At 65.0% G+C, this 22,116-nt stretch carries 17 protein-coding genes; 3 read left to right on the top strand and 14 right to left on the bottom strand.

Annotation, left to right across the window (positions count from 1 at the left end):
- Positions 1 to 99 precede the first annotated feature (99 nt).
- Both yghU and AB7535_RS05430 read right to left on the bottom strand, forming a co-directional pair.
- On the bottom strand, positions 100 to 981 hold the full coding sequence (gene yghU / locus AB7535_RS05435) for a glutathione-dependent disulfide-bond oxidoreductase (RefSeq protein WP_085403934.1): 882 nt from the start codon (positions 979 to 981) through the stop codon (positions 100 to 102).
- Between the two features lie 180 nt (positions 982 to 1,161).
- A complete protein-coding gene (locus tag AB7535_RS05430; RefSeq protein WP_135215958.1) occupies positions 1,162 to 2,820 on the bottom strand; it encodes a flavin-containing monooxygenase in 1,659 nt (552 codons plus the stop codon).
- A 255-nt stretch (positions 2,821 to 3,075) separates the two neighbouring features.
- Here AB7535_RS05430 and AB7535_RS05425 point away from each other — a divergent pair, with 255 nt between their 5' ends.
- Together AB7535_RS05425 and AB7535_RS05420 are read left to right on the top strand one after the other, a co-directional pair.
- A complete protein-coding gene (locus tag AB7535_RS05425; RefSeq protein ID WP_439037236.1) occupies positions 3,076 to 4,209 on the top strand; it encodes a nitronate monooxygenase in 1,134 nt (377 codons plus the stop codon).
- Between the two features lie 184 nt (positions 4,210 to 4,393).
- Complete coding sequence (locus AB7535_RS05420; protein ID WP_085403972.1) at positions 4,394 to 5,905, top strand: acetyl-CoA acetyltransferase; 1,512 nt, start codon at positions 4,394 to 4,396, stop codon at positions 5,903 to 5,905.
- A gap of 106 nt (positions 5,906 to 6,011) precedes the next feature.
- On the opposite strand, the gene AB7535_RS05415 is transcribed toward AB7535_RS05420, so the two are convergent.
- The 6 genes from AB7535_RS05415 to ltnD form a co-directional block, all read right to left on the bottom strand.
- Positions 6,012 to 7,211, bottom strand: coding sequence for an efflux RND transporter periplasmic adaptor subunit (locus AB7535_RS05415; RefSeq protein WP_085403936.1), 1,200 nt, complete (start codon positions 7,209 to 7,211; stop codon positions 6,012 to 6,014).
- Entirely contained in the window at positions 7,198 to 10,377 is a 3,180-nt protein-coding gene (locus AB7535_RS05410) for an efflux RND transporter permease subunit (protein ID WP_085403937.1), read from the bottom strand. Before AB7535_RS05410 ends, AB7535_RS05415 begins: the two co-directional genes overlap by 14 nt.
- Positions 10,378 to 10,622: 245 nt before the next feature.
- Positions 10,623 to 12,314 carry a methyl-accepting chemotaxis protein gene (locus tag AB7535_RS05405; protein WP_063984694.1) on the bottom strand — a complete coding sequence of 564 codons (1,692 nt, stop codon included), beginning with the start codon at positions 12,312 to 12,314 and terminating at the stop codon, positions 10,623 to 10,625.
- Between the two features lie 170 nt (positions 12,315 to 12,484).
- Positions 12,485 to 13,762, bottom strand: coding sequence for a 3-oxo-tetronate kinase (gene otnK / locus AB7535_RS05400; protein ID WP_135215959.1), 1,278 nt, complete (start codon positions 13,760 to 13,762; stop codon positions 12,485 to 12,487).
- The gene (gene otnI / locus AB7535_RS05395) at positions 13,759 to 14,541 is read right to left on the bottom strand and encodes a 2-oxo-tetronate isomerase (RefSeq protein WP_085403939.1); all 783 of its coding nucleotides are present in this window, start codon (positions 14,539 to 14,541) and stop codon (positions 13,759 to 13,761) included. The genes otnK and otnI overlap by 4 nt, the downstream gene beginning before the upstream one ends.
- 16 nt (positions 14,542 to 14,557) lie before the next feature.
- On the bottom strand, positions 14,558 to 15,475 hold the full coding sequence (gene ltnD / locus AB7535_RS05390) for an L-threonate dehydrogenase (protein WP_014496893.1): 918 nt from the start codon (positions 15,473 to 15,475) through the stop codon (positions 14,558 to 14,560).
- A gap of 105 nt (positions 15,476 to 15,580) precedes the next feature.
- Here ltnD and otnC point away from each other — a divergent pair, with 105 nt between their 5' ends.
- Positions 15,581 to 16,255 carry a 3-oxo-tetronate 4-phosphate decarboxylase gene (gene otnC, locus AB7535_RS05385; protein ID WP_028146885.1) on the top strand — a complete coding sequence of 225 codons (675 nt, stop codon included), beginning with the start codon at positions 15,581 to 15,583 and terminating at the stop codon, positions 16,253 to 16,255.
- A gap of 184 nt (positions 16,256 to 16,439) precedes the next feature.
- Here the strand turns inward: otnC and AB7535_RS05380 are convergent, their stop codons facing one another.
- From AB7535_RS05380 to AB7535_RS05355, 6 genes are all read right to left on the bottom strand, one after another.
- Entirely contained in the window at positions 16,440 to 17,144 is a 705-nt protein-coding gene (locus AB7535_RS05380) for an ABC transporter ATP-binding protein (RefSeq protein ID WP_085403940.1), read from the bottom strand.
- The gene (locus AB7535_RS05375) at positions 17,128 to 17,859 is read right to left on the bottom strand and encodes an ABC transporter ATP-binding protein (protein WP_028146884.1); all 732 of its coding nucleotides are present in this window, start codon (positions 17,857 to 17,859) and stop codon (positions 17,128 to 17,130) included. The genes AB7535_RS05380 and AB7535_RS05375 overlap by 17 nt, the downstream gene beginning before the upstream one ends.
- Positions 17,856 to 18,839 carry a branched-chain amino acid ABC transporter permease gene (locus tag AB7535_RS05370; protein ID WP_063984699.1) on the bottom strand — a complete coding sequence of 328 codons (984 nt, stop codon included), beginning with the start codon at positions 18,837 to 18,839 and terminating at the stop codon, positions 17,856 to 17,858. Before AB7535_RS05370 ends, AB7535_RS05375 begins: the two co-directional genes overlap by 4 nt.
- Complete coding sequence (locus AB7535_RS05365) at positions 18,839 to 19,717, bottom strand: branched-chain amino acid ABC transporter permease (protein WP_085403941.1); 879 nt, start codon at positions 19,715 to 19,717, stop codon at positions 18,839 to 18,841. The genes AB7535_RS05370 and AB7535_RS05365 overlap by 1 nt, the downstream gene beginning before the upstream one ends.
- 150 nt (positions 19,718 to 19,867) lie before the next feature.
- On the bottom strand, positions 19,868 to 21,112 hold the full coding sequence (locus AB7535_RS05360; RefSeq protein WP_085403942.1) for an ABC transporter substrate-binding protein: 1,245 nt from the start codon (positions 21,110 to 21,112) through the stop codon (positions 19,868 to 19,870).
- Between the two features lie 89 nt (positions 21,113 to 21,201).
- Positions 21,202 to 22,017: a putative hydro-lyase gene (locus tag AB7535_RS05355; RefSeq protein ID WP_071915761.1), complete on the bottom strand. Its 816-nt coding sequence runs from the start codon at positions 22,015 to 22,017 to the stop codon at positions 21,202 to 21,204.
- Positions 22,018 to 22,116: the final 99 nt, after the last annotated feature.

Genomic DNA, 22,116 nt, shown 5'->3' with positions numbered 1-22,116 from the left:
GTGTGAGTTGGACTCGCGGAGAGTCCCCCTCACCCGAATTCGATCTTCGATCGAATTCGACCTCTCCCCGCAAGCGGGGCGAGGTGAAGCGAGCACCGTTTACGTCGCCGCCGGCTCGCCGATCTTGTCCTGCGTCTTGGTGTCGAAATCGCCGGCGTCGTGCCGCTCGTGGAGCTGGCTGGCGGGATCGCCGGAGACGCGGTTGACCATGCGGCCGCGCTTGACGGCCGGGCGCTTGGCGATCTGATCGGTCCAGCGCTGCACGTGCTTGTAGTCCTGCACCGACAGGAATTCGCCGGCGCCATAGACCAGCCCCTTGGCGAGCGCGCCATACCAGGGCCACACCGCGATGTCGGCGATGGTGTACTCATTGCCCGCGAGGTACTCGTTGTCGGCGAGGCGCCGGTCGAGCACGTCGAGCTGGCGCTTGACCTCCATCGCAAAACGGTCGATGGCGTATTCGATCTTGGTCGGCGCGTAGGCGTAGAAGTGACCAAAACCGCCGCCGAGATATGGCGCGCTGCCCATCTGCCAGAACAGCCAGGACATCGCTTCGGTGCGACTCTTGATATCCTTCGGCAGGAAGGCGCCGAACTTCTCGGCGAGGTAGACCAGGATCGAGCCGGATTCGAACACCCGGATCGGCTCGGGACCGGAGCGGTCCACTAGCGCGGGAATTTTCGAGTTCGGGTTGATGTCGACAAAGCCGCTGCCGAACTGGTCGCCATTGCCGATCCTGATCAGCCAGGCGTCGTATTCGGCGCCCTTGTGGCCGAGCGCCAGCAGTTCCTCCAGCATCACCGTGACCTTCACGCCGTTCGGCGTCGCCAGCGAATAGAGCTGGAAGGGATGCTTGCCGACCGGCAGCTCCTTGTCGTGGGTCGCGCCGGCAATGGGGCGGTTGATGCTGGCGAACTGCCCGCCGTTCTCCTTGTTCCAGATCCAGACTTTGGGCGGTACGTAGGCGGGGGCGTCGGTCATGCGGGGGCTCCGGCGAAAAGATGCGCCTGCATTAATTAGCCCGCGAATGGCCGATGGCAAGGGCGCAGAAATGCATTGCCGGGCGGGGCAACTCTACGTTTCGTCATGGCAGGCCACTTCCCCGCCGTCGTTCCGGGCCCGCCGCTCTACGGCGCCCCGGAATGACGATCGGAGCGAGGCTCAGGACGCGGCCGCAGTCAGCCCCTGCTCGGCCCTCTCCAGCAAAAACCCCTCATATCCCTTCGCCGCGACCTCGTCGCAGATCCGGCGGTAGACGCCGACGCCGCCGATATAGGGCATGAAGATGCGCGGCTTGCCTGGAATGTTGGCGCCCATGTACCAGGAATTGGCCTGCGGATAGAGCGTGCCGTGGGCGACCTCGTTGACATGGGCGACCCACTTGTCCTCGGCCTCCCCGCTTGCCTCCATGGTGGCAACACCCTGCCTGCGCATGTGAACGAGGCAATCGGCGATCCAGTCGACATGCTGCTCGATCGAGACGATCATGTTCGAGAGCACCGACGGGCTGCCGGGGCCGGTGATGATGAAGAGGTTCGGAAAGCCCGCGCTCATCAGCCCGAGATAGGTCTTCGGGCCTTCCGCCCACTTCTCGTTCAGCGTCCGTCCGCCCGGGCCACTGATGTCGATCTTCGCGACCGAGCCAGTCATGGCATCGAACCCCGTCGCCATCACCAGCGCATCGACCTCGTGGTCCTTGCCTGCGACACGCACGGCATTCGCGGTGACCTCCTCGATTGGATTGGTCTTGATGTCGACCAGCGAGACGTTCGGCCGGTTGAAGGTCGCGAAATAATCCGTATCGATGCAGATGCGCTTGGTGCCGATCGGATGGCTGTTCGGCTGCAACAGCTTCGCGGTTTCGGGGTCCTTCACGATCTCGGCGATCTTGCCGCGCACGAAGTTCGCCGCGGTATCGTTCGCCGATCGCTCGAGGCCGAGATTGTTGTAGACATACATGAAGGTGAGCCCGCCGCGCTCCCAGCGCGCCGAATATTTGCCATTCCTGGTCTCATCGCTGTCGTCGAGTGCGCCGCGATCGGGTTGCTCGGCGAAAATGCCGTTGCGTGCGATTTCGCGGGCGAAGCGGCGGATCTCCGGATAGGTTTTGCGGACGTTGTTGCGCTCTTCGTCGGTCAGCGCGGCGTTGCGCGCGGGAATCGAAAAATTCGCCGTGCGCTGAAACACGGTGAGATGTCTTGCTTGTTCGGCGATGACGGGCGTCGATTGGATGCCAGACGATCCCGTCCCGATCAAGCCGACGCGCAAGCCCGTGAAGTCGACGTCTTCATGCGGCCAACTGCCAGTGTGGTAGACCGGTCCCTTGAAGCTCTCGAGGCCCTTGATGTCGGGCTTGCGCGCGTTCGAGAGGCAGCCGGTCGCGAGCACGATGAACTGCGCCTCAACCGTCTTGCCGTCGGACGTCGTCACCGACCAGCACTTCGCCCGCGCGTCGAACGCCGCGCGCTCGACGCGGGTGTCGAACTGGATGTCGCGGCGAAGATCAAAACGGTCGGCAACGTGGTTGGCGTAGTTCAGGATCTCCGGCTGCGGCGCGTAGCGCTCGCTCCAGTCCCATTCCTGCTGAAGCTCTTCCGAGAACGAGTAGGAATACTGCATGCTCTCGACATCGCAGCGCGCGCCGGGATAGCGATTCCAGTACCAGGTGCCGCCGACGCCACCGCCCTGCTCATAGACGCGCGCCGAGAAGCCAAGACCGCGCAGGCGGTGCAGCATGTACATGCCGGCAAAGCCCGCGCCGACGACGACCACGTCGTAGGCCTTCACGGTTCGGGCCGGACTCGCTTGCGCTTGCGACATCGGTTGGCGCTCCCTCGCTGTTTTCTCTTTGTTTGCGCCAGCATTCTCACAGACCCACAAAAGCGCAAGAGGCAAATCGGCGGGCTCCGGTCTGTTTATTTTGTGCAGCGGAATGGCTCATCCGCCGCGTGGCGTCTGCACGCAAGATGCGCGGCCAAATCCGGATTGGCATCGCTAGCGACGATGGGCTAGCGTCGAAGCGCCTTCGCTCAAGCAAAGCAACAACAGCAACGCGACGGCTGCCGGGAGAGAGCCATGAAATCGCCGATCTGCGACATGCTGGGCATCGAGTTCCCACTGCTCGCCTTCAGCCATTGCCGCGACGTCGTTGCCGCCGTCAGCCGTGCCGGCGGCTTCGGCGTGTTGGGTGCCACCGTGCACACGCCCGACACGCTCGAGCGCGAGCTGAAATGGATTGACGAGCATGTCGACGGCAAGCCCTACGGCATCGACGTGCTGATCCCCGAGAATATCTCGACCGCAGGCGAGAAGGACGTCACCTGGAAGAGCCTGGAGGCGCGCGTGCCGCAGGAGCACCGCGCCTACACGCGCGACCTCCTGAAGAAATACGACATCGAGTTGACGACAAGTGATGTGGCCGACAACCAGCCGCAACCGTTCGACGCGAAGACCGCACTTCAGCTGCTCGAGGTCTCCTTCAACCATCCGATCCGATTGATCGCCAACGCGCTGGGCGTGCCGCCGAAGGCGATGATCGAGATGGGCAGGAAGCACGGCGTGCCGGTTGCCGCCCTCGTCGGCGCCAAGGAGCATGCGTTGCGCCAGGTCGCCGCCGGCGTCGACATTCTCGTGGTGCAGGGCACCGAGGCCGGCGGCCATTGCGGCGAGGTCTCCACCCTGGTGCTGGTGCCGGAGGTGATCAAGGCGATCAAGAATATCCGCGACGTGCCGGTGCTCGCGGCCGGCGGCATCATGACGGGACGGCAGATGGCCGGCTGCATGGCGATGGGCGCGGCCGGCGCCTGGACCGGCTCGGTGTGGCTCGCCACCGTCGAGGCCGAGACCACGGCGATCTTCCGCGAGAAGATGATCACGGCGTCCTCGCGCGACGCGATCCGTTCGAAGGGGCGCACCGGCAAGCCAGCACGCCAGCTCCGCTCGGTCTGGACCGATGCCTGGGACCGCGCGCCGGAAAGCCCGGGCGCGCTGCCGATGCCGCTGCAAAGCGTCATCAGCCGCGACGCCTTCAACGCGATCGATCGCGCGGCGGCGAGCGGCAACGCAAAAGCGCGCGACCTCGTCAGCTATTTCGTCGGCCAGGGCGTCGGCCTGATCGACAGCGTGAAGTCGGCGGGCGCGGTGGTGCAGGAGTTCAAGGAAGAGTTTGCCGAGGCCGTCGAGCACATGAATGCGCTGGTGGCGGAGTAATTGCCTGTGGCCGGAATAGAGTCCGTGGCTCATCCTTCGAGGCTCGCCAAGCGCCGCAAGCGTCGCTCGGCTCGCACCTCAGGATGACGCTTCATCCGTAGCCGTCACCCTGAGGTGGCCGCTTCTTCAGCGGCCCTCGAAGGGCGACGGCGTGCCGAAGACCCAGAAAGTGAACCAAGAAGAAATGACCAAGACCTCTATCCCGGAAGACCTCATCCCCGTCATCGTCGGCATCGGCGAGATCGTCGACCGACCCAAGGAGATCACCGACGGCCTCGAGCCGCTCGATCTGCTCGAACAGGCGCTACGGCGGGCCGAACAGGACGCCGGCGCAAAACTGCTTGGCGAGGTGCAGTCGCTCGACGTCGTCAACTTCCTGAGCTGGCGCTATCGCGATCCGGAAAAGCTTTTGGCGCAGCGGCTCGGCATTGCGCCGGCGCATTGCTATTACGGCCCCGTCGGCGGCGAGAGCCCGATCCGCTACATCCACGAGGCGGCAAAACGCATTGCGCGCGGCGAATGCACGGTGGCGGCTGTCTGCGGCGCGGAGGCGCAGTCGACCGCGACCAAGGCGGAGCGCGCCGGGGTCAAGCTACCCTGGACGCCGTTCGCCCACGACGTCGAGGAGCCCAAGCGTGGGGCGGCATTCCAGAAGCCGCTGGCGGTGAAGCTCGGCGTGTTCCGTCCCGTCACGGTTTATCCATTCTATGAGTCCGCCTCCTCCGCCCATTGGGGCCAGACGCCGCGTGAAGCCATGGCAGAGTCCGGCACGCTGTGGTCGCGCTACTCCGAGGCCGCCGCCGAAAATCCCAACGCCTGGCTGAAGCGGCGCTATGCGCCGGACGAGATCACGACGCCGACGGCGGACAACCGGCTGATCGCCTGGCCCTACAACAAGCTCATGGTCGCCAACCCCAGCGTCAACATGGGCGGCGCGCTGCTGCTCACCAACCTCGCCAAGGCGCGCGCGGCCGGCATCGCCGAGGACAAGCTGGTCTACCCGCTTGGCGGCGCCTCGGCCGAAGAGCCGCGCGATTACCTCCTGCGCGATCAGTTCCATGAAAGCCATCCGCAGAATGCGGTGCTGAAGGCGGCGATGGATCTCGCCGGCGGCGACGGCAAGAAATTCGACGCGATCGAGCTCTATAGCTGCTTCCCCTGCGTGCCCAAGATGGCGCGGCGGACGCTGGGCCTCGGGGCCGACGTGCAGCCGACCGTGACCGGTGGCCTCACCTTCTTCGGCGCGCCGCTCAACACCTACATGACGCACGCGGCCTGCGCGATGCTGCGGCGTGTGCGCGATGGTGCCAAGCTCGGGCTGCTCTACGGCCAGGGCGGCTTCGTCACCAAGCACCACGCATTGGTGGTGTCGAAGACGCCGCGTGAGGCGCTGGCGCAGGAGACGAGCGTGCAGGCAGAGGCCGACCGCAACAAGCGCGCGGTGCCCGAGTTCGTCACGGAGGTCTCAGGCAGGGGCAAGGTCGAGAGTTTCACGGTGCTCTATGGCCGCGGCGGCGAGGTCGAACACGGCGTGGTGATGCTGCGGACGGAAGATGATCGACGTACGCTGGGGCGCATCGCGGCCAGCGATACGGCGACTCTGGCGCACTTGCTGAACATGGATCGCACGCCGGTGGGTTCGCTCGGCGAGATCGCGATGGCCGCGGATGACGTGCCGGAGTGGCGGGTGACGTAGCTTTCGTAGAGTGGGCAAAGGCGCTCTTGCGCCGTGCCCACCATTCTTCTTCCAATCACGTGAAGACGGTGGGCACGCTTCGCTTTGCCCACCCTACGAGATCAACCTAGCCCTTCGGCGCCTGCTTCTCCGACGCCGTCGCCGGCTTGCCCTTGGCACCGCCGGCGACGCGAACCTGGTCGCCGTCGGAAAGGCCATCCGGCGGGGCAGTGATGACGCGGTCGTCGGGTGCGATGCCCGAGGCGAGTTCAATCTCCTTGCCGAGATCGCGTGCGATGGTCACGGTCTTGAACTGCACCTTGTCGTCGGGACCGACGGTCGCAACACGCAGACCGCTGCCGTTGAAGATCAGGGCACTGGCGGGAATGCTCAGCGGCGCGGTGTCGCGCTGAAGGTTGAGCTTCACGCTGGCATAGCCGCCGGGCATCAACTCGCCGTTGGAATTGTCGAGCCGAAGCTGCATGCGGGTGGTTCCTGAGGCGACGTCGACGGCCTGCGAAGACGCCTCGACCGTCGCCTGGAATGTCCGGTTCGGGTATTCCGGCATGACCATGGTGGCCTTGGCGCCGATCTTGATCGCAGGCACGTAGTTCTGGGGAACGTTGACGTAAACGCGCAGCTTGGTGATGTCGGAGACCACGAACATCGCCGGGCCGGAGCCGCCGCCGGCATTGATCAACGCGCCGACGTCGGTATCGCGCGCCGTGACCACGCCATCGAACGGCACCGTGATCTTCTTGTAGCCGGCCAGCGCTTCAAGCCGTTCGACATTTGCCTGGCCTGAGTGGACGGCCGCGTTCTTATTGGAGAGATCGGCGGTGCGCTCGTCGATCTCCTGCGCGGAGACGAAGTTGGAGGCGACCAGCGTCTTGCGCCGGTTGAGCGTTGCTTCCGAGAGCCTGGCACTGGCCTGCTGGCTGGCGAGGTCGGCGCGGGCCTGAAGCAGTTGCTGGTCGAGGTCGGGCGCCTCGATCTCGGCGATCACCTGCCCCGCCTTGACGCGCGCGCCCATGTCGACGCTCCAGCTCTTCAGATAGCCGGAGACGCGTGCGAAGATAGGCGCGCGGTAATAAGCTTCGAGCCGACCCGGCAGGTCGATGGTGCCGTTGAGGGATTTTGCGTTCGGCAGGGTCACCGCAACGCTGGGAACGGCCTGATCGTCGGTCCATTCCTTCAGCTTGGAGCCCTGCTCCTCGCGGGCACGAATGCCGGTACCCACGACGAGGCCTGCCGCAATCAGCGCCACCACGCCGAAGATGCCCAGTTTCCGGTGCGACACCGGGGAGCGGGGTTCAGTGGGCGACATGCGGAGTCTCCAATGGGGCGGCGGCTTTGGCGCCTTGTTTCTTGTGTACCATACTGAACACCACGGGAACAAACATCAGCGTGGCGAAAGTTGCAAAGATCAGGCCGCCGATCACGGCGCGGCCAAGCGGCGCATTCTGCTCGCCGCCCTCCCCGAGCCCCAGGGCCATCGGCGCCATGCCGATGATCATGGCGAGCGCGGTCATCAGCACCGGGCGGAACCGGACGAACCCGGCCTCGAGTGCAGCGGCGATGGGGTCACCGAGCTCCTCGTAGCGCTCGCGGGCGAAGGAGATCACCAGCACGCTGTTGGCGGTGGCAACGCCCATGCACATGATCGCGCCGGTGAGCGCCGGCACCGACAGCGTCGTCTCGGTCATGAACAGCATCCAGACGATACCGGCGAGCGCGGCCGGCAGCGCCGTGATGATCACGAACGGATCGGACCAGGACTGGAAGTTCACGACGATCAGGAAGTAGATCAGCACGACGGCACCGAGCAGGCCGAACAGCAATCCGGTGAAGGCGCTGTTCATGGTCTGCACCTGGCCGAGCAGCACCACGGAGGAGCCCTTCGGCACGTCCTTGGCGGTGTCGGCGATCACCTGGCGGATGTCGGCGGCGACCGCGCCGAGATCGCGGCCCGAGGTCGTGGCAAAGATCTGCACCAGCGACTGGATGTCGTATTGCGACACCACCGCGCTCGAGGTCGAGCGCTTGATGTCGGCGATGCCGCCGAGGATCGGCGATTGGGAATTGCCGGTGGCCGTGATCGGCAGCGTCTGGAGCGCGCTGAGCGAGTCGATCTGGTATTGCGGCGTCTGCATCACGATCGAGTAGGACACGCCGTTGTCCGGATTGAGGTAGTAGGTCGGCGCCACCTGCGAGGAGCCGGCGAGATTGACCACGAGGCTGTTGGTGACGTCGCGCTCGGTCAGGCCGACATATTGCGCGCGGGTGCGGTCGACATCGATGTTGAAGGTTGGGTTGTTCGGCGACTGCTGGATGCGCGCATCGGCAACGCCCGGGATCTTGCGAACCCTCGCCAGCAAATTGTTGGCGTAGGCAAAGTTGGCGCCGATATTGGCACCACGGATTTGCAGGTCGATCGGCGCCGGCGCGCCGAAGTTCAGGATCTGGCTGACGATGTCGGCCGGCAGGAATGCGAAGCTGACGCCGGGGAACAGGCGCGGCAGCTGCTCGCGCAGCACGCGCACGTGCTCTTCCGTCGGCTTGTGGCCCTCTTTCAGCTTGATCTGGATGTCGCCGTCCTGCGGGCCGATCACGCCCGTGTTGTTGTAGGTCATGTTGATGCCGGAGATCGGCATGCCGATGTTGTCGGTCAGCGTCTCGATTTCGCCGGGGATCAGCTTGCGGATCGCCTTCTGGACGTCGGCGAGCTGGTTGGCCGTCTCCTCCACGCGGGTGCCGACCTGGGTGCGGACATGCATCAGGATATTGCCGGCATCGACCGCCGGGAAGAAGTTGCGCCCGAGGAACGGCACCAGCGCGAAGGACGCGCCGACCACGCAGAGGAAGCCGATCACGAACACCGCGCGGTGCACCAGCGCCAGTCCCAGCAGATTATGGTAGCCGCCGCGGATGCGCTCGAACCGCTTCTCGAAACCGCGCTGGAACCACACCAGCGGATTGCGCGACTTCGGCGGCGCGCCCTCGTGATGGACGTGCGCCTGCAGCAAATAGTTCGCCATGGTCGGCACCAGCGTGCGCGACAGGATGAACGACCAGATCATCGCGAACATCACGGCTTCGGCCATGGGCACGAACAGGAAGCGGGCGACGCCGGAGAGGAAGAACATCGGCACGAACACGATGCAGATACATAGCAGCGAGACGAAGGCCGGCGTCACGATCTGATTGGCGCCGTCGAGGATCGACTGCTCGACCGGCTTGCCCTGCTCCAGATGGTAGTTGATGTTCTCGATGGTCACGGTGGCATCGTCGACGAGGATGCCGACCGCGAGCGCAAGGCCGCCGAGCGTCATGATGTTGAGCGTCTCGCCGATCGCCGACAGCATGATGATGGCGCCGAGCACCGAGAGCGGGATCGAGACCGCGATGATGACCGTGGAGCGCCAGCTGCCGAGGAACAGCAGGATCATGACGCTGGTCAGCAGCGCCGCGATCACGCCTTCGATCGCGACGCCTTGAATCGCACCGCGGACGAACACCGACTGGTCGCCGATGAAGCCGATCTTCAGCGCGTCCGGCAGCTGGTCCTTGACGTCGATAACCTTCTGCTTGATGCCGGCGATGATATCGAGCGTCGAGGTCGCGCCCGCCTTCAGCACCATCATCAGCACCGAGCGGTTGCCGTCGACGTGGACGATGTTGGTCTGCGGCGGATTGCCGTCACGCACGGTCGCGACGTCGCGCACATAGACCATCGCGCCGTTGACGGTCCTGATCGGCAGATTGCCGAGCTCGTCGATCTTCAGCGGCGAGTTGTTGAGCTGGATGTTGTATTCGAACTGGCCGATCTTCTGGGTGCCGACCGGCGTGATCAGGTTTTGGGCTGCGAGCGCGTTGGCGACGTCCTGGCCCGACAGGCCACGGGCCTGGAGCGCGGTAGGATCGAGGTCGATCTGGATTTGGCGCTGCTTGCCACCGAACGGATACGGGATCGCCGCGCCGGGCACCGTGACCAGCGGGGTGCGCAGATTATTGATGCCGATATCGGCGAGGTTCTGCTCGGTCAGGCCATCGCCCGACAGCGCCACCTGGATGATCGGCACGGTCGAGGCGGAGTAGTTCAGGATCAGGGGCGGCGTTGCGCCCGGCGGCATCTGCTTCAGCAGCGTCTGCGAGATCGCGGTGACCTGCGCGTTGGCGGTGCGGATGTCGACGTTCGGCTGGAAGAAGATCTTGATGATGCCAAAGCCGTTATAGGAGTTAGCTGTAATATGCTCGATGTCGTTGACGGTCGTCGTCAGCGCGCGCTGGAACGGCGTGGTGATGCGGCCGGACATCTGGTCCGGCGGCAGGCCGGTGTACTGCCAGACCACGCCGATCACGGGGATGCGGATGTCCGGGAAGATGTCGGTCGGCGTCCGCAGGGCCGCGAGCGGCCCGATGATCAGGAGCAGAAGCGCGAGCACGACAAACGTGTAGGGTCGGCTCAGGGCAATACGGACCAGAGCAATCATTGGTCAGGCAATTCCAAATCGGGGACAGGGAACACGCCCCACGGGTTCCTAGGGCTGATTTACCCGAACACCGTGGAAATGGCCAACGACAGCGCCGCCCCGTCCGGTCACTTCCCTGCTATCGCACTGCGAAATCGCATTCCAGATATGCAGCCTGCGGCCGGAAGATTACGAAAGCGGCTCACCCCCACGTAAAAAAGCGGCGCCCGCAGGCGCCGCCTTCAGAACTGCGAGCGTGTCCCGGCTTAGGCCGCGCGGACGTTGGTCAGGAACTTGCTGACCTCGGTCTTGAGGCGGCTCGAGTCGTTGGACAGCATCTGCGCTGCCGACAGCACCTGCGAGGAGGCCGTGCCGGTCTCGGTCGCGCCGCGCTGCACGTCGGTGATGTTGGAGGAGACCTGCTGGGTGCCCTGCGCCGCCTGCTGCACGTTGCGGGCGATCTCCTGGGTCGCTGCGCCCTGCTCTTCCACCGCAGCCGCAATCGCCGAGGAGATTTCGGAGAGACGCTCGATGGTCGAGGAGATCTCCTTGATGGCGCCGACCGAGTCGTTGGTCGCCGCCTGGATGCCGGAGATCTGCTGGCCGATCTCGCCGGTCGCCTTGGCGGTCTGCTCGGCGAGCGCCTTCACCTCGGAGGCGACCACCGCGAAGCCGCGGCCGGCTTCACCGGCACGCGCCGCCTCGATGGTGGCGTTCAGCGCCAAGAGGTTGGTCTGGCCCGCGATGGTGTTGATCAGCTCGACGACGTCGCCGATGCGAGAAGCCGCCTTGGACAGCTCGCTGACGCGCTCGGTGGTGGCACGGGCCTGGCCGACGGCGTCGCCCGCCATCCGCGCTGATTCCTGCACCTGACGGCTGATCTCGCCGACCGACGAGGCCATCTCCTCGGTGGCCGAGGCCACCGACTGCACGTTGGTCGAGGCTTCCTCCGAGGCCGCGGCGACCGTAGTCGCCATCCGCTGGGAGCGGTCGGCAGTCGAAGTCAGCGTCGAGGCGGAGGCCTCGAGCTGGGTCGAGGCCGACGACACGGTCTGGACGATCTCGCCGATCATCGTTTCGAAATCGCGGGTGATGCCGTCGACGCGGCGGCCGCGCTCGATCTTGGCTTCGGCATCGGCGGCGGCGGCCTCGTCGGCGGCTTTCTTGGCGATCAAGGCTTCCTTGAAGATCTGGAGCACGTCGGCCATGGCGCCGATCTCGGTCTTCTCGCCGCGATGCGGGACTTCGGCGGAGAGGTCGCCCTTGCCGAGCGCCTGCATCGGTTGGATGATCGAGTTGATGCCGGCGGAGACGTCCTGGACCAGGTAGAAGCTGACGCCGATGCCGATGATCACGGCGGCGCCGAGGATGATCGAGACCAGCATGAAGGCATAGAAATAGCTGTCGGCGGCATCCTGGGCAGCCTGGTCGCCGCCCTTGGTGTTGAGATCGATGTCCTTCATCAGGACCTCATCCGACGCAAGGCCGATCTTGTTGACCGTCTTGGTGTTCAGCTCCTGGGCGTCATGCGGGACCTTGCCGGCCTCCTTGCGCGACAGCGCCATGACGTCTTCGGTGCCCTTCTTGTAATCGTCCCAGAGCTTGGCCCATTCGTTGTACAGCCGGCGCTCCTCGGGTGAGGTGATCATCGGCTCGTAGGCCTTGCGGGACTTGGCGAGCGCCTCGATGACGGTGCCGGCCGTCTTTTCGTTGGCGAGCTTCTCCTCGAGGGTCTCGGACAGCATGTGCTGGCGAACGACGTTGCGGTAGGTGATGACGCTAGCGCGGAGTTCGCCGAGCACCCGGACGCTGGGCAGCCAGCTCGTGGTGATGTCGGTGGTGTTGGCGTTCATCGACCGCATCTTCGTGACGGCGAGCAGGCCCATGCCGGTCATCGCGACCAGCAGGAACGCCACGACACTGATGATCTTGGCGCGAATGGAAATGGTGGCGAACATAATCGGGTCTCGTTGTGCTGGCGCGGGCGCGCGTCCGGGAGGTCTTAACAATCAACCAAAAGGAGCGACGCCGACATCAGACAACAGAGCGACTGAGCAGATGTTAACTACGACTCCGTTCGAGTACGGAGCCTGAAAGAAATGAACAGGCAGCTAAGAACGCCCTGCGCTCAGCGCATGAGCCCAAGCGCGTCCGCGAAGAATTCCGGCCCGCCGAAATTTCCGGACTTCAGCGCGAGCAACATATCGCCTGCTTCAGCGCCGACGGCGCGCAGCACCGGGACGCCCGCAGCGATCTCAGCGCCGACCAGAAAGCCGGGAATCCCGAGGCGATCGACGACGGCGCCGGAGGTCTCGCCGCCAGCCACGACCAGCCGCCGGACGCCTGATTTGACTAGGTTTTCCGCAATGTCGGCCATCGCCTGCTCGATGGCGTGACCGGCTGCATCGCGGCCGTGGCGCGCCTGCAAGGCGGCGACCTGATCCGGTGTCGCGCTCGACGCGATCAGGACCGGACCGTCGGCTAAACGCGGCTTGGCCCAGGCGATCGCGCGCTGCACTTCGTCCGCTCCCGTAAGAATACGGTCCTGATCGAGATGGAGCACCGCCATGACGCGTTCGGCATTGGCGATCTGCTGAAGCGTCGCCTGCGAGCAGCTTCCGGCGAGGCAGGCCGCCGGTCCGCCGACGGCGGCGTCCGCCCCGCCGCTGCCAGCGGCCGACTTGACCTTGCCCGTCGAGACCAGAGCCCGCGCCAGTCCGAGGCCGATGCCGGAGGCGCCGACCGACAGCTGATGCTGGGCAGCGACGAGGCCGATGGTCTCGAGGTCGCGGTCGAACACGGCATCGATGATCGCGGCACCGGTGCCCTTGCCTGACAATTCGGCAAGCCGAGCCCGCACGGCCTCCGCGCCGCGGGTGACGGTCGCGAGGTCGACGAGACCCACCTGCGTCTTGCTCTGGCGTGCCAGCACGCGCACCAGGTTGGAATCGCGCATCGGGTTGAGCGGATGGTCCTTGAGCGGACTCTCGTTCAGCGGCACGGCGCCGACGAACAGATTGCCCTGATAGACCGTGCGACCGGTCTCCGGGAAGGCCGGCGTCACCAGCACGACGGCCTCGCCGCTATCGGCGCGCAGCGCGTCCATCACCGGGCCGATATTGCCCGCATCGGTGGAATCGAAGGTCGAGCAGATCTTGAACAGCACATGGCGCGCCCCGCGGTCACGCAGCCATTTCTCCGCCGCACGCGAACGCGACACGGCAAGGCCTGCCTCGATCGAGCGGCTCTTCAGCGACACCACGACGGCGTCGACCTCGGGCAGCGTGAGATCGTCCGCGGGCACGCCGATGGTCTGCACGGTACGCAGGCCCGCGCGCGTCAACGTGTTGGCGAGATCGGAGGCGCCGGTATAGTCGTCGGCGACGCAACCCAGTGCGAGCGTCACGGCTTCACTCCCGCATAAGGCTTGAACCAGGCGAGGCCATCGGTGGTCTTGCCGCGCGGATTGTATTCGCAGCCGACGAAGCCGGTATAGCCGAGCCGGTCGAGCTCGGTGAACAGGAACGGATAATTCAGCTCCTCGCCGTCGGGCTCGTTGCGCGAGGGGACACTGGCGATCTGGATATGCCCGATGATCGGCATCATCTCGCGCAGGCGCATCGTGACGTCGCCGTGGATGATCTGGCAGTGATAGATGTCGAACTGGAGCTTCAGGTTCGCCAGTCTCAGCTCCTGGATCAGGTCGCGCGCGAAGCCGAAATCGTTGAGGAAGTAGCCGGGCACATTGCGCGCATTGATCGGCTCGAGCACGATGTCGATGCCGTGCGGAGCAAAGAACTCCGCAGCCCACGCCACCGACTTGTAGAACGCCTCGATCGCGACGCGCTCGCCGCGGTTGGCAATGCCGGCCATCAAGTGCAGCCGCTTGACACCGGTCGCCTTGGCGTAAGGCAACGCGGTCTCCAGGCTCGCCTTGAGATCGGAGAATCGCGCCGGCAGCGCCGCAAAGCCCTTCTCGCCGGCGTTCCAGTCGCCCGGCGGCAGGTTGAACAGCGCCTGCGTCAAACCGTTGCGCTTGAGCCGCTCGCCGACCACCTCGGCCGGATGCTCGTAGGGAAAGAGGAATTCGACCGCGGTGAAGCCCGCTTGCGCAGCGGCGTCGAAACGGTCGAGGAACGGCACCTCGGTGAACATCATCGAGAGGTTGGCGGCGAAACGGGGCATCGGAATCCTCTTGGCTCTACTTGTCGCCGGGAAGTTTTACGCCGGTGACCTGCGCATACATGCGCGCCACCGAGGCGTCGTCATCGCGGCCCATGCCGGCAGCTGATGTCATCAGGAACATCTGGAGCGCGGCGGCCGAGACCGGCACCGGGAAGCGGGCGCTGCGCGCCATGTCCTGGATGATGCCGAGGTCCTTGACGAAGATCTCGACCGCGCTGCGCGGCGTGTAATCGCCGTCGAGCACGTGCGGCATGCGATTCTCGAACATCCAAGAATTGCCCGCGGAGGCCGTGATCACCTCATAGACCTTGCGGATGTCGAGACCCTGCTTGGCGGCGAACGCCATCGCTTCGCTGGCGGCGGCGATATGCACGCCGGCGAGCAACTGGTTGATCATTTTGAAGGCGGCGCCCTGCCCTGCGGCATCGCCGAGCTCGTACAGTTTTGCCGCCATGGCATCGAGCGCCGGCCGTGCCTTCGCAAAGGCAGCGGGACTGCCGGAGGCAAGGATCGTCAGCTCGCCTTGGGCCGCGCGCTGCGCGCCGCCGGAGATCGGCGCATCCAGATAGTGACGGCCGGTCGCCTCCAACTGCTTCGCGAGGCGACGGGCCACATCCGGGTCCATGGTGGCGGAGGACAGGAAGACGCTGTCCTTCGGCAGGGTCTCGGCGGCGCCATCCTTGCCGAACAGGATGGTCTCGGTCTGCGCGGCATTGACGACGACACTGACGACGATGTCGGCGCCCTTGGCCGCTTCCGCCGGCGTGCTGGCGCCCGCGCCACCGTCCTTCACGAAACGCGCCACCGCGTCAGCCGAGACGTCGCAGCCGGTCACGGCATGACCGGCGCGCTTCAGCGAGGTTGCCATGCCGAACCCCATCGAGCCGAGCCCGATGACGGCGATACGCTGATTTTGTGACGTGGAGGCGGACATGCAACTGACCCTTGCGAACGTTTCCTGGACGGCCGCCCTTTGCGGCGGCTCACTGATCCGAATAACACGGCTTGGCCGCGCTGCCAAAGCGTGAGACAAGCGGGCATGACGGCTATGAGCAACGAGACCCGGCTGCGTGAGGATATCTGCCGCTTCGGACGGTCCTTGTTCGAGCGCGGGCTGACGCCGGGCTCTTCCGGCAATATCAGCGTCAAGATGCACGACGGGGGTTGGCTCGTCACCCCCACCAACGCCTCGCTCGGCTTCCTCGACCCGGCGCGACTGTCACGGCTGGACGCACGGGGGCGCCTCCTCTCGGGCGATGCGCCGACCAAGGAAGTTCCGCTGCACACCGCGCTCTACGACACGCGCGAAAGCGCGCGGGCGATCGTGCATCTGCACTCCACCCATTCGGTCGCGCTCTCGATGCTGCCCGAGATCGACCCGCGCGCCGCGCTGCCGCCGATGACGGCTTATTATCTGATGAAATGCGGCGCCACCGCGCTTGTGCCCTATTACCGCCCCGGCGATCCCGCGGTTGCGGATGCGATCAAGGGACTGGCGGGCAAATATTCATCCGTGCTGCTCGCCAATCACGGCCCGGTGGTCGCCGGCGACACGCTGGAGGCCGCGGTGTTCGCGACGGAGGAGCTGGAGGAGACGGCGAAGCTGTACCTGCTGCTGCGCGGGATGAACCCGCGGTATCTGTCGCCGGAGCAGGTGAAGGATCTGGTGAAGGTGTTCGGGGTGGCGCTGCCGGAGCATGGGCACGAGCATTAGGCTTCGTGCGGTCGAGAGTCGGGCAGGACCGCCCCGCGCAACGCTGTCATTCCCCGCGAAGGCGGGGAATCCAGTACGCCGCAGCTTATCCGTATCTCTCTGACGTCTCTGGAATACTGGATCGCCCGATCAAGTCGGGCGATGACACCGAGAGTGTGGGACGCGCGCGCCCAACAATTTGCAGCTACAGCCCCAGATACGCCTTCCGTACGTCCGGGTTCCCCCTGATCTCCGCGGCCGGGCCCTGCATCAGCACGCGGCCGGTTTGCAGGATGTAGGCGCGGTCGGCGATCTCCAGGCACTCGGCCATGCGCTGCTCGACGATCAGCACGGTCATGCCGGCGTCGCGGATGCGCAGTACCGCCTGGAAGATTTCGTCGACCAGCTTCGGCATGATGCCTTGCGAGGGCTCGTCCAGCATCAACAGCCGCGGGCGCGTCATCAGCGCGCGGCCGATCGCGAGCATCTGCTGCTCACCGCCGGACAGCGTCTCGGCGCGCTGCTCCAAACGTTCCTGGAGACGCGGGAACAGCGTGAACACGAGATTGAGCGGCCCCTCGCGGTCGGCGTCGCCGCGGTACAGATAGCTGCCGAGGCGCAGATTGTCGCGCACCGACAGGCGCGGGAACAGGCGGCGGTTCTCCGGCACATAGGCGATGCCGGTGGCGGTGATATGATGCTGCGCCATGCCGTCGAGGCGCTTGCCGTCGAACGTCACCGTGCCCGAGCGCGGACGCTCGGCGCCGGCGATGGATTTGAGCAGCGTCGACTTGCCCGCGCCATTGGCGCCGGCAACGCAGACGATCTCGCCCTTCTGGACCTCGATCGAGACCGCGGAGATCGCGACCAGACCCTGATAGGCGGTCGTGACTTCATGCACCGACAGCATGACGATCTCCCAGATATGCGCTGATCACCTTGGGATCGCGGACGACGTCGGAAGGCTTACCCTCGACCAGCACCTTGCCGAGGTCGAGCACGATGGCGCGGTCGACCAGCGGCATCACGATCTCCATGACATGCTCGACCATCAACACGGTGATGCCGGCATCGCGCACCTTGCGCACCAGCGCGACGCCGGTCTGCGCTTCGGTCGGCGTCAGGCCGGTGAGGACCTCGTCCAGCAGCAGCAGCTTTGGTTCGGTCGCCAGCGCACGGGCGACTTCGAGGCGGCGTTTCTCGGCCGGCACGAGGTCGCTCGCGAGCACGTCGGCGCGCGCGGCAAGGCCGGTGAATTCGAGCACCTCATGCGCCTTGCGGCGTGCCTCGCGCATCACGGTGTTGCGCACGAGAGCACCGACAATGACGTTGTCGATAACAGTCATGGTCTCAAAGCTCTTGACCACCTGGAAGGTGCGCCCGACGCCACGCTGGCAGCGCTCGGCCGCCGGCATGTTCGTGACATCCTCGCCGTCGAACCAGATCGACCCTTGCGTCGGCGGCAAGACGCCGGCGATGAGATTGAACAGCGTCGACTTGCCGGCACCGTTCGGCCCGATCAGACCGACGATCTCGCCGCGGCCGACCGAGATCGAGACATCGCTGTTGGCGACGAGGCCGCCGAACCGCTGCCAGACGCCGCGGGTTTCAAGGAGCGCAGTCATCGCGTGGCTCCTCTTGCTTTCGAACGGGAGAACAGGCTCACCAAGCCGCGCGGCAGGGCCAGCGAGATCGCGACGATCAGGGCGCCGTAGACGATGAGGTCAACGCCACGGCCTGAGCCACCGATATAAGAGCGCGTCAGCTCCGTCATCGGGATCAGGATGGCAGCCCCAAGCACAGGCCCCCAGAGGGTGCCGATGCCGCCGAGCACGGCCGGCAGCGCCATCAGCAGCGAGAACTGGAAGCCCATCACGCTTTCGGGGTCGATATAGGCGAGAAACTGCGCATAGAAGGCACCGCCGATGGCGACGAGGAAGGCGGAGACCGCGGCCGCGCCCATCTTGGAGTTGAACACGACGACGCCGAGGCTCTCGGCCGCTTCCGGATTGTCCTTCACCGCGCGCCACCAAAAGCCCCATTTGGAGTCCTCCAGCCACCAGGTGACGAACCAGGCGAGGCTGCACAGCACCAGCGCGAAATAGAAGTACGGCAGCTTGCTGCGCATGAACTGGAATTTCAGCCAGCTGTCGCCGCGCACGGGAACGGTGATTCCCATCGCAGCCCCCGCCCATTCCCAGTTCTGGAACAAGAGCAGTCCGATCTCGGCGATGACGATGGTCGCGATCACGAAGTAATGGCCGCGCAGGCGGAAGAAGGGATAGCCGAGCCCCATTGCGATGATCGCCGCAATCACGCCGCCGGCGAGCATGCCGAACCAGGGCAGCACGCCGAACTTGGTGAACAGCAGCTCGGTGGTGTAGGCGCCGATGCCGAAATAGAGCGCGTGTCCCAGCGAGATCTGCCCGCAATAGCCGGACAGGATGTTCCAGCTCTGCGACAGCGCCGCATACATCAGGGTCAGGATCAGGATGTTCTGGACGTAAACATCCTTGATCAACAGCGGAGCCAGCGCTGCGAGCCCGGCCAGCACTGCGGCGATGATGAGGTCGCGGCGGCGCCGCGCTGCAAAAGCCTTGTCCATCACATCGACCCGAACAGGCCGCGCGGCCGGATGAAGACGACGAGGAGATAGACGGCATAGATGCCGACGGACTTCAGCGATGGCGGCAACACCAGCGCGGTCACCGCTTCGACCAGGCCGACAATGATGCCGCCGGCGAAGGCGCCGAACACGCTGCCGAAGCCGCCGAGCGCCACGGTCACGTAGGCGATCAGCGCGAACGACGCGCCGACATCGGGATAGATGTAGAAGAACACCGCCATGATCGCACCGGCGAGACCGACCAGCGCGGCGCCGAGGCCCCAGCCGAACGCGAACACGCGGTTCTTGTCGATGCCGACGAGCGCGACGGCGCCGGGATCCTCGCGGGTGGCTTCCAGCGCGCGGCCGAAGTCGGTGCGGTTGATGAAGAGGTAGAGCCCGGCGAAGGCCGCGATCGAGACCAGCGCACCGATGAGCTGCGGCTCGGGCAGGAAGATGCCGGCGACCGAGATGGTTTTACCGCCAAGCCAGGACTGTGGAATGCTGCGATAGTCCGGCGTGAAGAAGTACTGCGCGAGGCCGCGCATCACGATCGCAAGGCCGAAAGTCGTGAAGATCTGCACCATGCCGGCATTGGCCTTGGCCCGCATGGCGAAGCGTACAAGGAGTAGATAGACCACCGCTCCGAACACGAACATCGCCGCTGCGACCAATGGGGCCGACAGCAGGGGATCGATCGCGAAGAACGCGAACAGAAAGAAGGACAGGTACATCGCGAGCATCAGGAATTCGCCATGGGCGAAGTTCGTGACGTCCATCAGGCCGAAAATCAGCGCGAGGCCGACCGCGATCAGTCCGTAGAGCAGGCCCATCAGAAGGCCGCTCGCGAGACTCTGGATAATGGCTTGAGCTGTCAAAAGTCGTCCCCCGAAATAGATCCTCATCCTGAGGAGCGCGCACCAGCGCGCGTCTCGAAGGATGGCCCAGCCCTCGTCCTTCGAGACGCGGGCTACGCCCGCTCCTCAGGATGAGGGCGGGAGCTACGTCCGAGCTCCCGCTTCCCAATCTTACTTCATCGGCCAGGTCGCTTCGGCGATCGCGGCCTGCGGCGGGAAGATGGTGACGAACTTGCCGCCGATATATTGCAGCAGCACCGGGTCGGCGTCGTTGTTCTGGCCGGCCTCGTCGAACTTGACGCGCTTCCAGGGCATGATGGTCTGCTCGCCCGGGATGTCGGTCGCGGCCAGTGCATCGCGGATCTTCTCGCCGTCGGCCGACTTGGCGCGGTTGACGGCGTCGGCCAGGATGATCAGGCCCATGAACTGGCGCGAGGTCAGGTCGTTGAAGTCCTTACCCGAGCGCGCCTTGAACATCTCGTTGATCTTGCCGACCATGGGACGCTTCTGCGCGAGATCGAGCGAGAAGGTGCCGCGCGAGATCACGCCTTCGAGCTTGTCGCCGACGGCATCATAGAGCGCCTTCTCCGAGAAGCCGGCGTCCTGCGCCACGATCGCGTTCGGCTTGTAGCCGAGCTCGCCCATGGTCTTGACCAGCAGGATGCCGTCGGTGGTGTAGCTCGAGGGCATCAGCACGTCGGCATTGGCGCTCTTGAGCTGCTGCACTTCGGCCGACAGCGACGGCGAATTGGCGCGATACTTGATGTCGGAGACGATCTTGTAACCGCGTTCTCCGGCGATCTTGGCCTGGGCGTTGCCGGAATCGGTGCCGAAGATGGTGTCCTCGTGGAACAGCGACAGCGTCTCGATCTTGGTGCCCTTCTTCTTCAAGGCATCGAAGAAGTCGAACATCGCAGCCGAGTACATCTCGTCATGCGGGGCAGCGCGGAAGTAATATTTGAGGCCGCGGCGATGCAGGCTCGGCGAGGAGTTGTCGGCGGAGACGAACGGGATCTGGTAGCGTTCGCAGATCTGGCTGACGGTGACGGCGACCGCGCTTTGATAGGTGCCGATGATCGCGGAGACCTTCTCCTGCGTGATCAGGCGCTCGGCCTCGGCGCGGCCCTTTTGCGGATCGGCCTGGTGGTCGGCGAACACGAGGCGGACTTTTGCGCCGCCGAGGCCCGGCAGACCCTCGCCCTTGGCCAGCGGCAGATCGAAATCGGTGTCCTTGTTGATGACCTCGAGCGCGGTCTCATAGGCCTTCTGCGCGTCGACGCCCTGCTGCGCGCTGCCGCCGGAGAACGGATAGATCACGCCGATCACGACCTCGGAGGTCTGGGCGCGTGCAGCGAGCGGCACCAGCGCGGCAGTGGCTGTGGCACCAAGCAGCACGTCGCGGCGAGAGATCGTCATGGCAAAGTCCCCTGTTACTAAATTTCGACTGATCGAATGGAGCGATTGATGGACGCGGTAAAGCCCGAAGAAGCAGCAAACGCTGCCTACTAAATCACGGCCATGTTCCGGTTCTTCAGATCCGTCACCAGCATCAGGCCGGGCGAATGCGTGATCGCGAACGGCAACCTGGCGGCGTTGATCACCGATTGCGGCGTCACGCCGCAGGCCCAGAACACCGGGATCTCGTCGTCGGCGACGGGCACGGGATCGCCGTAATCCGGCTTGGCGAGATCCTTGATGCCGATCAAATGCGGATGGCCGAGATGCACGGGGGCACCGTGCACGGCGGGATAACGCGAGGTGATCTGCACCGCGCGGATCGCATCGGCCGGCTTGAACGGACGCATCGACACCACCATGGGACCGGCGAACGGACCGGCCTCGCCGCAGGCGATGTTGGTGCGGTACATCGGCACGCGCACGTTCTGCTCGATGTGACGGATCGGCATGCCCTCGTCGAGCAACGCCTCTTCGAACGAGAACGAGCAGCCGAGCACGAAGGTCACGAGATCGTCGCGCCAATGCTTGGTCACGTCAGTCGGCTCGTCGACCACCTCGCCGTCGCGCCAGATGCGGTAGCGCGGCACGTCGGTGCGGATGTCGAGATCGGCGCCGAGCGCGGGGATGTGCGGGCTGCCGACGTCGGACATGCCGATGATCGGGCACGGTTTCGGATTGAGCTGGCAGAAGCGGTGAAAGGCGCTGGCGTATTCGGCCGGCAGGATCGCCAGATTGCCCTGGACGAAGCCGGGGGCGACGCCGGCAGTAGATCCGACCTGGCCGCCGCGATAGGCGAGCCGCGCCTGGCGGCTCGGGAGCGTGTCGGGCGTTTCAGTTTGCTGCGCTGCCACCAAAACAGTCATTTGATCGACCTGCCTATAAACTCGACAAAGACAGCCAACACCAAGCATGCTATAAAGTCTAATCTTCCTTTCTAATCGATCTTGATAAATTAGATTTAT

It is taken from the genome of Bradyrhizobium sp. 956_D2_N1_4, assembly GCF_052076025.1.
In the GTDB taxonomy this organism is placed as follows: domain Bacteria; phylum Pseudomonadota; class Alphaproteobacteria; order Rhizobiales; family Xanthobacteraceae; genus Bradyrhizobium; species Bradyrhizobium barranii.
Note: the sequence above shows the minus strand (reverse complement) of the source record. Positions and strands in the feature narration are given on the sequence as shown.

Coding starts and splice junctions, on each gene's coding strand:
- yghU (WP_085403934.1), bottom strand. CDS start 981: ATGACCGACGCCCCCGCCTACGTACCGCCCAAAGTCTGGATCTGGAAC.
- AB7535_RS05430 (WP_135215958.1), bottom strand. CDS start 2,820: ATGTCGCAAGCGCAAGCGAGTCCGGCCCGAACCGTGAAGGCCTACGAC.
- AB7535_RS05425 (WP_439037236.1), top strand. CDS start 3,076: ATGAAATCGCCGATCTGCGACATGCTGGGCATCGAGTTCCCACTGCTC.
- AB7535_RS05420 (WP_085403972.1), top strand. CDS start 4,394: ATGACCAAGACCTCTATCCCGGAAGACCTCATCCCCGTCATCGTCGGC.
- AB7535_RS05415 (WP_085403936.1), bottom strand. CDS start 7,211: ATGTCGCCCACTGAACCCCGCTCCCCGGTGTCGCACCGGAAACTGGGC.
- AB7535_RS05410 (WP_085403937.1), bottom strand. CDS start 10,377: ATGATTGCTCTGGTCCGTATTGCCCTGAGCCGACCCTACACGTTTGTC.
- AB7535_RS05405 (WP_063984694.1), bottom strand. CDS start 12,314: ATGTTCGCCACCATTTCCATTCGCGCCAAGATCATCAGTGTCGTGGCG.
- otnI (WP_085403939.1), bottom strand. CDS start 14,541: ATGCCCCGTTTCGCCGCCAACCTCTCGATGATGTTCACCGAGGTGCCG.
- ltnD (WP_014496893.1), bottom strand. CDS start 15,475: ATGTCCGCCTCCACGTCACAAAATCAGCGTATCGCCGTCATCGGGCTC.
- otnC (WP_028146885.1), top strand. CDS start 15,581: ATGACGGCTATGAGCAACGAGACCCGGCTGCGTGAGGATATCTGCCGC.
- AB7535_RS05380 (WP_085403940.1), bottom strand. CDS start 17,144: ATGCTGTCGGTGCATGAAGTCACGACCGCCTATCAGGGTCTGGTCGCG.
- AB7535_RS05375 (WP_028146884.1), bottom strand. CDS start 17,859: ATGACTGCGCTCCTTGAAACCCGCGGCGTCTGGCAGCGGTTCGGCGGC.
- AB7535_RS05370 (WP_063984699.1), bottom strand. CDS start 18,839: ATGGACAAGGCTTTTGCAGCGCGGCGCCGCCGCGACCTCATCATCGCC.
- AB7535_RS05360 (WP_085403942.1), bottom strand. CDS start 21,112: ATGACGATCTCTCGCCGCGACGTGCTGCTTGGTGCCACAGCCACTGCC.
- AB7535_RS05355 (WP_071915761.1), bottom strand. CDS start 22,017: ATGACTGTTTTGGTGGCAGCGCAGCAAACTGAAACGCCCGACACGCTC.